Annotated in this window: 13 protein-coding genes; 4 read left to right on the top strand and 9 right to left on the bottom strand. The window is 48.3% G+C overall.

The window, feature by feature from the left end; genetic code table 11:
* Positions 1 to 29: 29 nt before the first annotated feature.
* Positions 30 to 623, bottom strand: a complete 594-nt coding sequence (locus tag Q0389_RS02060) for a LemA family protein (RefSeq protein ID WP_298691127.1) — start codon at positions 621 to 623, stop codon at positions 30 to 32.
* 184 nt (positions 624 to 807) lie between these two features.
* Here Q0389_RS02060 and Q0389_RS02055 point away from each other — a divergent pair, with 184 nt between their 5' ends.
* Complete coding sequence (locus tag Q0389_RS02055) at positions 808 to 1,275, top strand: peptidylprolyl isomerase (protein WP_298691125.1); 468 nt, start codon at positions 808 to 810, stop codon at positions 1,273 to 1,275.
* Positions 1,276 to 1,339: 64 nt separating this feature from the next.
* On the opposite strand, the gene arfB is transcribed toward Q0389_RS02055, so the two are convergent.
* Genes arfB through Q0389_RS02035 form a run of 4 tightly spaced genes read right to left on the bottom strand, consistent with a single transcriptional unit; the run spans position 1,340 to position 3,838 of the window.
* Complete coding sequence (gene arfB / locus Q0389_RS02050) at positions 1,340 to 1,762, bottom strand: alternative ribosome rescue aminoacyl-tRNA hydrolase ArfB (RefSeq protein WP_298691123.1); 423 nt, start codon at positions 1,760 to 1,762, stop codon at positions 1,340 to 1,342.
* The gene (locus Q0389_RS02045) at positions 1,737 to 2,129 is read right to left on the bottom strand and encodes a HepT-like ribonuclease domain-containing protein (RefSeq protein ID WP_298691121.1); all 393 of its coding nucleotides are present in this window, start codon (positions 2,127 to 2,129) and stop codon (positions 1,737 to 1,739) included. The genes arfB and Q0389_RS02045 overlap by 26 nt, the downstream gene beginning before the upstream one ends.
* Positions 2,122 to 2,412 (bottom strand): nucleotidyltransferase domain-containing protein, encoded by a 291-nt coding sequence (locus Q0389_RS02040; RefSeq protein ID WP_298691119.1) that lies wholly within the window; start codon positions 2,410 to 2,412, stop codon positions 2,122 to 2,124. The genes Q0389_RS02045 and Q0389_RS02040 overlap by 8 nt, the downstream gene beginning before the upstream one ends.
* 52 nt (positions 2,413 to 2,464) lie before the next feature.
* Positions 2,465 to 3,838, bottom strand: a complete 1,374-nt coding sequence (locus tag Q0389_RS02035) for a DEAD/DEAH box helicase (protein ID WP_298691117.1) — start codon at positions 3,836 to 3,838, stop codon at positions 2,465 to 2,467.
* A gap of 117 nt (positions 3,839 to 3,955) precedes the next feature.
* On the opposite strand from Q0389_RS02035, the gene Q0389_RS02030 reads away from it, so the two are divergent.
* Together Q0389_RS02030 and hrpB are read left to right on the top strand one after the other, a co-directional pair.
* Positions 3,956 to 5,233 carry a putative glycoside hydrolase gene (locus Q0389_RS02030; RefSeq protein ID WP_298691115.1) on the top strand — a complete coding sequence of 426 codons (1,278 nt, stop codon included), beginning with the start codon at positions 3,956 to 3,958 and terminating at the stop codon, positions 5,231 to 5,233.
* 2 nt (positions 5,234 to 5,235) lie between these two features.
* Positions 5,236 to 7,749, top strand: coding sequence for an ATP-dependent helicase HrpB (hrpB, locus tag Q0389_RS02025; protein WP_298691113.1), 2,514 nt, complete (start codon positions 5,236 to 5,238; stop codon positions 7,747 to 7,749).
* Positions 7,750 to 7,760: 11 nt separating this feature from the next.
* Here hrpB and Q0389_RS02020 read toward each other — a convergent pair whose 3' ends face one another.
* From Q0389_RS02020 to recR, 4 genes are all read right to left on the bottom strand, one after another.
* The gene (locus tag Q0389_RS02020) at positions 7,761 to 8,321 is read right to left on the bottom strand and encodes a YceI family protein (protein ID WP_298691111.1); all 561 of its coding nucleotides are present in this window, start codon (positions 8,319 to 8,321) and stop codon (positions 7,761 to 7,763) included.
* 60 nt (positions 8,322 to 8,381) lie between these two features.
* The gene (gene ygiD / locus Q0389_RS02015) at positions 8,382 to 9,239 is read right to left on the bottom strand and encodes a 4,5-DOPA dioxygenase extradiol (RefSeq protein WP_298691109.1); all 858 of its coding nucleotides are present in this window, start codon (positions 9,237 to 9,239) and stop codon (positions 8,382 to 8,384) included.
* 44 nt (positions 9,240 to 9,283) lie between these two features.
* Positions 9,284 to 9,733: a MarR family transcriptional regulator gene (locus tag Q0389_RS02010; RefSeq protein ID WP_298691107.1), complete on the bottom strand. Its 450-nt coding sequence runs from the start codon at positions 9,731 to 9,733 to the stop codon at positions 9,284 to 9,286.
* A gap of 93 nt (positions 9,734 to 9,826) precedes the next feature.
* On the bottom strand, positions 9,827 to 10,396 hold the full coding sequence (gene recR / locus Q0389_RS02005) for a recombination mediator RecR (protein ID WP_298691105.1): 570 nt from the start codon (positions 10,394 to 10,396) through the stop codon (positions 9,827 to 9,829).
* Between the two features lie 114 nt (positions 10,397 to 10,510).
* Here recR and Q0389_RS02000 point away from each other — a divergent pair.
* The coding region (locus tag Q0389_RS02000) for a DnaJ domain-containing protein (protein WP_298691103.1) at positions 10,511 to 11,132 on the top strand (622 nt) is incomplete at its 3' end.

Raw genomic sequence — 11,132 nt, 5'->3', positions numbered from 1 at the left:
AGAAGAGAGACGAAAAAACGTATCATCGATCAGTACGATACGGTAGGCGCTTTTTGGCTCTGCGGTTCGGCACTAAACGTCTCTTTTACCGTCTCATCGGGATAGAGGAAAGAGGCTACCCAGCGACCCGGTACAGTGCGGAGTTCGAGATTGTACTGTTTGACGGTATCGATGTAGTCACGGCGTGCAACGCTAATGCGATTTTCCGTCCCCTCAAGCTGCGATTGCAATGCCATAAAATTTTTGTCGGCTTTGAGATCGGGATAGCGCTCGCTCACCATCATCAGACGAGAAAGTGCGCTGCTAAGTTCGCCTTGGGCTTGTTCGAAAGCTTTAAAAGCGGCAGGATTGTTCAATACTTCCGGAGTGATCGTCATTTGTCCTACTTTGGCACGCGCTTCGGTCACTTGGGTCAAAACTTCTTTTTCATGAGAGGCGTATCCTTTTACCGTCGCTACCAGATTCGGGATCAAATCGGCACGCCGTTGGTATTGGTTTTGCACCTGTGCCCATGAAGCTTTGACCGATTCGTCCAGTTTCGGGACATTGTTCATGTGGGTGGCGAACATCATCACGATCCCTCCGATAATGATTGCCGCTATAACTCCGACGATTGCTTTCATTCCTATCCTTTACATTCGTAATAAGGTTAATTGTAGCTCTATTTTGTTTAAACGACTCTACACCGTCCCCTGCAAATTGATAAAAAAACAGATGCTTATATTACCGTTTTGATACAGTCTGATTATCTATCTGTACTATAATGTAGCGTGAATTATCCAAAATCCCAAACCAACGGAGTCTCCCATGAGTGTCACTAAAAATTGTATCGTCACTATCGATTATCGTATTCTCGACGCAGAAGGAAACCTTCTTCATGAGGAAGATGAGCCGCTTACGTATTTGCACGGCAATTACGGACAGATTTTCAAAGCTGTCGAAGAGGCATTGGAAGGAAAAGAGGTCGATCATACCTTTACGGTCAAACTCTCTTCCAATGAAGCGTTCGGCCAGTACGATCCCGAGCTCATTGTCACGGAAGCCCTCAGCGAACTCCCTGCGGAAGTGAGCGTCGGTATGGAAGTGGACGGATATTTTGACGAAGACAGTGACGATGTCATCATCTATACTGTCACGGCTATAGAGGGAGACCACGCTACGCTGGATGGTAACCATCCACTCGCGGGAAAGGATCTCGTTTTTGAAGGAAAAATCTTGGATATTGAAGCGGCAACGCCGGAAGAGATTGAAGAGATTCTCAACTACGACGACTAAAATCCCGTTATGAATTCCCAGCATGTATGTTGGGAATTTTTTTAACCTTTGTATTTGTCTCTCATTACCCCTCCCCTTTATCCACTTTCCCCCGCATCTTTTTGATATTTCCATGCTTCGTTTTGCTGTCCATCCGCCGCTTCTGCGAATTACGGGTCGGTTTGGTCGGTTTGCGTTTTTTCTGAATGACGGTGACGCTTTTGATCAGTTCTCTGAGACGCTCAAGCGCCGCTTCTTTGTTCTCTTCCTGACTTCTCGATTCTTGGGATTTAATATTAACAATCCCCTCTTTCGTGATACGATGATCGGTAATCTCTAGGAGCCGTTCTTTGTAGAAATCGGGAAGGCTTGAGGCGTTGATATCGAAGCGGAGGTGAATCGCAGTAGAGACTTTGTTGACGTTTTGCCCCCCTGCTCCCTGAGAACGGATGGCCGTGATCTCGATCTCGGAGTCGGGGATGCTAACGGTGTGGGAAATCTGTAGCATTGAGGTCACTAATAATTTTTTCTACCGTTAGTTGCATCGGTTTAATCTGTTGATCACAAATCCAAAAAATCTCTTCGGCATCAATGTCAAAATAGTGATGAGAGATGACGTCTCTCACCCCTTTTGCACCCGTCCAATCGATTTGGGCATACTCTTGGAGCAATTGTTTATCCGTCAATTTGTCTATATTTTTTAAACTCTCGCCAATAGCGATGAGTTGCATACAAATACCGTCAAGCTTCTCTTTTCCAGCCGGAGAATCGGTAAAATAGTTGCTATCTGTCACGACTTCAAAACGGCTCAAAACCGTTTTTAGCGCTTCATTGATTTGTTCGAGAATGATAAGGACTTGATGATTGTCAAACAAAAACAGCCTCTTTCTCAATATTTTGTTTGAGATAAGGATTCATTTTTTCGCGATAGCGGATAACATCGACATTGGTATGGAAAAGCTCTTCAAGGGTATTTTTTGCATGAACAATAGCGAACATATCGGGAGTTTTCGTCTCTACCACTACATCAATATCACTCTTTGATGTCGCTTCATTACGGACAGTGGATCCAAAAAGACCAATACGAATGATTCCAAAACGATCGGCAAAATCATCTTTAAACTGCTTTAGAATGCCAAGAGCTTGATCTTTTTGCATCCGTGTCCCTTTTCTTTAGATAGAGAGATTGTAACATATTATGTTCAATCTATTATCTTCCCCGTCCGCCCGATTTTTTCGGTGAAGGTTTTTTATTGCCAAAAGCGCTGTCTTTGGCTGACCCGCTCTTGAGAGCAGGTTCATCACGTGCGACACGCGGTCCCCGTTTGCCGACGAATTTAGGCTGTACGGGCTCTTTTTTGCGTTTGTTTCCGAACGCTCCGGCAGTTTTTCCTTTTTTCTCACCCTCTTTCGAGAGGCTTTTACCGCGTGTTTTTACCAGTGCGTTATCGGCAGGCGGTTCGAATCCCGGAACCAAAATCGTCTCGACGTTTTTACCGAGCATCGTAATGATTTTTTTCCATGAGATATGTTCTGCCGAAGAGAGAAGCGTGATCGCCAATCCCTCTTTGCCCGCACGTCCCGTCCGTCCGATACGATGGAGATAATCGGTACTGACATGGGGAATGTCGTAGTTGATGACGACGTCCAGCCCTTCGATATCCAGTCCGCGCGCTGCGATGTCGGTTGCGACGAGAATACGGGTATTACCTTCCCGAAACTCAGTGAGTGCCCGATCTCTGGCACCGTGTTTTTTATCGCCGTGGATCACCACGTTTTTGAGTCCGCTCGCGGTGAGCTCGGCACTGACTTCGTCCGCTTCGGCTTTCGTACGGGTAAAGACGAGCACCTGAGGATAGTTGTTCGAACCGATGACGAAAGACAAGAGCTCTTTTTTACGCTCTTTTTCGACCGGATGAACCACCTGACGGATCGTCGCATCGGCGGCTTTGAGGTTGTCGATCTCCACCAGCAGCGGCTTTTTAAGAATCTTTTCGCTCAATTGTTTGACCGCACCGGTCATCGTCGCCGAAAAAAGCATATTTTGCCGTTTGAGCGGAAGCAGATCGATGATCTGTTCCACTTCCCGGATAAAGCCCATATCGAAAATCGTATCGGCTTCGTCGAAAACCAGATATTCGATACGCGACAACGGGACATGCCCCTGTTTGTTCAGCTCGATCAGCCTTCCCGGAGTAGCGACGATGATGTCGACCCCTTCGCCCAGCTCTTTCGCCTGACGCGCCATATTCGCCCCTCCGAAGAGTGCGATACAGCTCAAATCCAACCCTTCGGCATAGAGTCGTATCGCCTCGGCAACCTGCGATGCGAGTTCGCGTGTCGGGACAATGACCAACGCTCTGGCACTCGATTGCTTGGCATTCGCGGCACTGATGAGTTTGTGGATAATCGGCAGGGCGAACGCGGCGGTTTTCCCCGTCCCCGTTTGTGCGGCTCCGAGAATATCGCGCCCGCGCAATACCAACGGAATCACCTGCGTCTGAATCGGTGTGGGGGTACTGTATCCTTTTGCCTCGAGTGTTTTTAAGAGGCGGGAATCCAACCCTAAAGTCGTAAATGACATAATTATTTTACCTTTTTGGCATCTTGTTAATATATATTAACATTTTCCCCCTTTATCCCTCCCAATTATGGACTTATTTTTGCTACGATACCGCAATTGATTTATCGGGAGCAAAGAGTGAAAGCAATTACGCTTTTAATGGGACTTATTACACTGTCTTTCGGAGCGGTAACTACGGGTATCGTTTTGGACAAACAAACACAAGAGCCGATTGTAAACGCAATCGTCATATCCAACAATAAAGAGTATCGTACCGATTCAAACGGAACTTTTCGTATCCCCCAATCGAAGTACATCGGCGTACGCGCCGTCGGCTATAACCGAAAGTTCTACAAAACCGGAGGAAAAATGTATTTGGAGAGCTTTACCCCAAAAGCGATCTACCTCTCCAGCTTCGGTGCGACGAGTACCAAAATTATGGGCAATGCCAAAGAGCTTTTGCGTACCACAGAGCTCAATGCCCTTGTCATCGATGTCAAGATGGACCGCGGACAGATCGCTTTTAAAACGGCAAACCCTACCGCCAATGCCATCGGAGCACAAGATATCGTTTTGTTTAAAGACATGAAAAAATTTGTTGCCGATCTCCACAAAGAAGGGGTTTACGTTATCGCCCGCATCGTATCGTTCAAGGATACTCCGTATGTCACCGCCCATCCGGATATGGGTGTACGAACTACAGACGGTTCTTTGTTCAAAGATAAAGAGGGGTTATATTGGATCGACGCATCGCGCAAAGAACCCCGCGAATATATCCTCAGTATCGCTGCTGAAGCGGCCTCCGCTGGATTTGACGAGGTTCAGTTCGATTACGTCCGTTTTCCCGACCGCAAGGGCGTGAAGTTTTCGGTAGAAAACACACAGGCTGAACGGGTGAAAGCGATTTCAGGATTTTTGGAAGCGGCACGCTCAAAACTCACCCCTTATAACGTCTTTATCTCCGCCGACATTTTCGGCTATGTAAGCTGGCATAACGCCGATATCGAAATCGGTCAGCGTGTCGATGCCCTCTCGCCGTATGTCGACTATCTCTCGCCGATGCTTTATCCTTCCGGCTTCAATGCGGGGATTCCGGGGTACCGTAATCCGGTCGAAGCCAACTACGAGATCGTCAAACTTTCGCTTGACAAAGCACTCGAAAAATCGGGAACCTCCCCTTTGGCCTATCGTCCGTGGCTTCAGGCATTCCGCGACTATGCGTTTGACCGCCGTATTTACGGTGCCAAAGAGATACGCGAACAAATCAAAGCGAGCGAAGATTTCGGAAGCTGCGGATGGATTCTCTGGAATCCGCGCAACGTCTACAGTTCACAGGGGCTTATCCTCTATAAAAATAATAACGCATCGGAGATGTCCAGGATTGATCCGCCTAAATCCGAAAAGCCTGCCTCATAAACATGGGTTTTTCCCTCGGTGATCTGCCGATTTTCGAGCATTTGGAGTCGATCAGAGAGTCACTTCTCCGTCATAACCGCCTGATCCTCCAAGCCCCTCCCGGTGCCGGAAAAACCACCGCCGTTCCCCTCTCGCTTTTGGACGAACCGTGGCTTGAAAACAAACAGATCATTATGCTCGAACCCCGCCGTATCGCTGCCCGTACTGCCGCAAGCCGTATGGCACAGATGCTCGGAGAAAGCCTCGGCAAACGGGTCGGCTATCAGATACGTTCCGAAAAAAAACTCTCCTCGCATACCAAAATCGTTGTCGTCACCGAAGGGATACTCACCCGCCGTCTCCAAAACGACCCCTCGTTGGAAAATATCGCTCTCATCATTTTCGATGAGTTTCACGAGCGCCATCTACACAGTGATATCTCGTTGGCTTTTTCGCTTCAGTCTCAGGAGATTTTGCGTGACGATCTGAAAATACTCGTCATGTCGGCCACCCTCGACACCGCCTCACTGCACACGCTTCTCGATCACCCGCCGATCCTTACGAGCAAAGGAGCGAGCTTTCCGGTAGAGGTTCTCTATCTCCCCTCTTCTGCGCCCCTAGGCGATACGAGAGTTATGAACCAAGAGCTCTTGGTCGCCATCACCCGATCCCTCGAACAGGATGTTGGGGACATGCTCGTTTTCTTGCCGGGGGTTCGGGAGATCAAGACACTCCAAAGCGCTCTCACCGGCCGTTGCGGAGAGGATATCCTCATTAGTCCTTTGTACGGCGAACTTTCCAAAGCCGATCAGGAACGCGCGATCGCCCCTTGTGAAAAACGCAAAATCGTCCTCACTACCAATATCGCCGAAACCAGCCTCACCATCGAGGGAATCCGTATCGTCATCGATTCGGGATTGGAACGGGTTATCCGCTTCGATCCCCAAAGCGGTATGCAGCGTCTCGTAACGCAAAAAATATCCCGCGCCTCCGCCGACCAGCGAGCAGGCCGTGCCGGACGGCTTAGCAGCGGTAAATGTTACCGTTTATGGAGCGAGCAGGCCCATCATAGCCTAAGCCCCCACCGCGATCCCGAGATCGTTTTGTGCGATCTTACCCCTTTGGCGCTCGAACTGGCACTCTGGGGAGAAGAGGAACTCTCATGGATCGATCCCCCGCCCAAACGATCGATACAACACGCTTCAGATCTGCTGCGAAACCTAGGAGCCGTCGATGAACACAAAAAGGCAACACGGCACGGTAATGAAATCGCCGCTCTGGGGCTACACCCCCGTTTGGCACATATGATTCTAAAAAGTACTGCGATAGGGCTGGAAAGTGAAGCCATTTTACTTGCGGCATTGCTGAGCGAACGGGATATCGTTTCCCGTAATGATCGCCGTATGTCGGATATGCGCGAACGGTTCTGGATTCTTTATGAGCGATTATCGGGCAAATCTTCTCCCCATACTTCCAACGAAGCTGTCGATGCCATCCTCAAAACCGCCCGTGAACTTGCAAGCCGAATCGGTTCTTTGCTTCGCTTACGCGACGATTTTTCCGATGCGATGGTGGGGGTTCTTCTGGCATTTGCCTATCCCGATCGGATCGGAAGGATTCGTGTTCCAAAAGGGGACAAATATCTTCTCAGCAACGGTAAGGAAGCGATTCTTTCCCGAGAAGACGATTTGACCGCACAAGAGTGGCTTGTCGTTGCCGAAAGCGACGGTGATGGCACCGTAGCGAAAATCTACCGTTGCGCTCCCCTCCGGCTTGAAGATATGCAAACCTATCTCACTGCATCGTTCGAAACGGATAATACAGTCATATGGAACGCAGAAACGATGCGGGTGGAGGCGAGAGAAATACAAAGAGTGGGGGCAATCGTCGTCGAATCGCGACCATTGGAAAATCTCGATCGTGTTTTGGTTCGGCAATCTCTCTTGGAAGGGATTCGAAAACACGGATTGGAGGTTCTCCCCTGGTCGCCCAAAGCACTAAGCCTGCGCCAACGCCTCCAATGTCTCCATTACCACATTCCGGAACGCGCATTCGGCGATTTCAGCGATCAGGTACTGCTGGATACTCTCGAATCATGGCTTTTACCCCATCTCGATCGCCACGATTCCCTGCGCGACTGTGAGAGCCTCGACTTGTATACAATCCTCGCTTCATCGCTCTCATGGGAACAATTACAGATGTTGGAACAATCGTTTCCGACCCATTTTACCGCTCCGACCGGAACTGCCGTCGCTCTGGATTATTCCGATCCCGAATCGATTGTTCTGGCTGTGCGGATTCAGGAAGTCTTCGGACTCGACCGTCATCCGAGCGTTATGGAGGGGAGATTACCGCTTCTGGTGCATCTGCTCTCTCCTGCACGCCGTCCGATACAGGTTACACGGGATCTGGTCGGCTTTTGGAAAAGCTCGTATGGGGATGTCAAAAAAGAGTTAAAAGGGCGCTATCCGAAACACTACTGGCCGGACGATCCGCAAAACGCGGAAGCGACCAGTAAAACCAAGAAGTTTATGTAGCGTTCGGAGTGTTATTTTTGTGCAATCCCTTCGATATCGACGGAGAGTTTCACATCGTTCGAAACGGCAACTCCGCCGACATCCAGCGCTTTATTCCATACCATGCCGAAATCGCGTCGGTCGATCGTACCGCTTAGTTCAAAACCGACGCGTTTATTTCCCCACGGATCGATACTTGATCCTCCGAAATCATAGGCGAGCGCTACGCTTTTCGTTACCCCTTTGATCGTCAAATCACCGATCATTTTATCCCCTTTTATCCCTTTTGCGACAAAGGTGATCTCCGGATATTTTTCACTGTCGAAAAAATCGGCGCTTTTGAGATGAATATCCCGTTTAGGCTCGTCCGTATCGATCGAAGACACGGCGATTTTTCCTGTGAGCTTACTCACGACATGGGTTTTATCGTCATAGTCGAAGGTTCCGCTAAAGGTTTTAAACTTTCCGTTGGTGGACGACACCATCATGTGTTTGACTTTAAAGCCTACATTTGAATGCGACTGATCGACACTATAGGGTGCGGCAAACGCCAATTGAGCCAATACGGCGGAGAGAAGTGCTATTTTTTTCATGGTATATCCTTTTTTGTGTGTTTGTTTTAATGCTATCGACGGTATGAAAGAAACGCTATTTCATAGAACTCCTTTGGTCAGATTGCTGCCGAAACTGCTTAAACTGATTGTTCCGTGCTCGAATCCTTCGTAAACGAAATCGATACTCTCATGTGCCGTCGCGGCTGCGACATACAACAACGGCAAAAAGTGCTCGTCGCTCGGACATGCCAGTTTGGCATCGTTTCCAAGCTCCTTAAATCGGATCAAAGTCGCAGAATCGTTATCCAATAATGCCTCTTTGATCTTGGCTTCAAACGTTTCTGCCCACGGTGCCTTAAGGGCATTCGGATCGGGATCGATCTGATAGAGATTATGGACGATATCGCCGCTGCCCAGAATCATAATCCCTTCTTTACGTAAAGCGGAGAGTTCCATTCCCAGAGCATAATGCTGCTCGGGGGTAAACCGGCGGTTGAGACTCATCTGGAATACCGGAACGTCCGCATCGGGAAACAATAGTTTTAGAACACTCCATGCCCCATGGTCTAATCCCCGTTTGGGATCGGCGACAGCAGCAAAACTTTTTAACTTATTAACGATACTATTGGCTATCTCCGGTGCACCGGAGGCGGGATATCGAATCGTGTACAGCGACGGAGGAAATCCGTAAAAATCGTAAATCGTCTCGGGATGCTCTACCGTCGAGACAAAAAGAGCGTCACTCACCCAATGCGCCGATATCACCAATACCGCTTTGGGCTTTTTCAATAACGTTCCGATTTCTTTCATTCTTCGTGTATACGCATTATCCGTGACGATATTCATCGGCGAACCGTGGCCGCAAAACAGTGCCGGAGCCATAGAATCGCTCTGCGAACCACCCAATAATCTCTCTATCCCTACCATCGTAACTCCTATAAATGTACGTCTTGTCATCGTATTTCCTATTAATACTAATTAGTAGTTTATTCGTAAAAAAACTATTTAAGCGATTTATTCAATTTTCGCAACAGTTTTTTCACGGCCTCTTTGTCATCATTGTCCAATCCCGATAGAAAACGATCGATCCTCTTCGCGTGTTCGGGAAATAGGTTTTTCATCAGCTCGCTCCCCTTTTCACTGATCGAGAGAGTCGAGATCCGCTTATCTTTTGGATCTTTGTCGACGACGATCATCCCCTGCTTTGCAAGATTTTTGACCACAACCGTCATATTTCCCGGTGTCGACATAGCCAGAGTCGTTGCAGCCCCTACGCTCTGCGAACCGCGGTGATATAAAAGCTCCAGCAGACTGAACTGCCCGATTGTCAATCCGTTTGCTTCTATAAGTTCCATCTCAAGAGAACGTATCTTCGAAAAGGCTTTCATAAGTTCTACCCATGTTGACAGCGATAAAGCAATATTCTCATCAAATTGCGGTAACTTTTTCATAAAGAGAATATATTACTAATTAGTAATAATGTCAAGAGCAATTCGGCAATTTGCAAACTTTTCTCTTTTTATCAATAATTCTCTACTCTGTTCTCAAATACCGACGCGGTCTTCCATCGCCTTGGTCAACGAAAGAATGTCGACGTTTTCGAGGCTTACTCCTGTCGGAACCCCTTGTGCGATACGGCTGAAACGGACATCGCAGTCGGAGAGTTTATCCTCGATGTAAAGCATCACCCCTTGATTGGCGATCGAAGGCGTCAATGCGAAAATAACCTCTTTAATACCGCTTTGGACAATACTGCGCAGATGCGACAAATCGAGTTCATCCAGTGCGTCGAGAACGAAATAACGTCCGTCGAAGAGTGCATTCTCTTCGAACGTCAAGATATCCTTGGCATTTTCGACGATACACAGTATCTCATGGTTACGACGCTCGTCACTGCATATCTCGCACAATTCGTCTTCGCTCAAACCGCCGCATGAACGGCATTTTTTGAGGCTTGTAATCGCGTTTTCAATGGCATGTGCCAGCTTCAAGGCACCGAAACTGTCGTTCATTACCATATGATAGGCCAAACGGGTCGCCGATTTCTGTCCAATCGTCGGAAGCTGCTGGAGTGCCTCGACGAGGCGGTTAAATTTCTCTAGAGAACGTTTCATAAACGTATTGTAGCAAAGCTTGTTCCAGAAATAGTTTAGTCTTTACGACTCAATTAAGCTAACACTCGATTCTATACGGTATAATTCGCAAAAAACATTTGTGTGGAGCCTTCGATGGAAGAATTGAGCTATTATGAAATTTTAGAAGTGAGCAAAAGCGCCAATGGGGATGAAATCAAAAAAGCCTATCGCAAAATGGCAAAAATGTACCATCCTGACCGCAATCCGGACGATCCCGAAGCGGAACATAAATTTAAACTCTGTAACGAAGCCTATCAGGTTTTGAGCGACGATCAGCAACGCGCGCTCTATGACCGTTACGGCAAAGAGGGTCTGCAAGGAGGAGGCGGACGCAGAAGCAGCGGCGGATTCGACGACCTCGGCAGTATTTTCGAAGAGATGTTCAATGGATTCGCCGGAGGCGGCAGACGCCAGTCGCGCGCTCCGAGCGACAAATTCCCTCTCGACATGGGCGTCGAAATGCGTATCAGCTTCAAAGAAGCGGTATTCGGGTGCGAAAAAGAGGTGAGTTTCACCTCAAAAAGCTCCTGTAAAACCTGTAAAGGGACCGGAGCGAAAGACGGCAAAGTAACCAGTTGTTCCCAATGCGGCGGAAAAGGCCAGGTATATGTGCGCCAAGGCTTCATGACATTCTCACAAACTTGTCCCGCATGTCACGGCGAAGGGACGACCGCAAGTGAAAAATGCCCTGACTGTAAAGGTAAAAGCTACACCG

Origin of the sequence: uncultured Sulfuricurvum sp. (assembly GCF_937936435.1) — a bacterium.
Lineage (GTDB): Bacteria > Campylobacterota > Campylobacteria > Campylobacterales > Sulfurimonadaceae > Sulfuricurvum.
The sequence above is the reverse complement of the archived record's forward strand: the minus strand, read 5'-3'. Positions and strand labels throughout refer to the sequence as shown.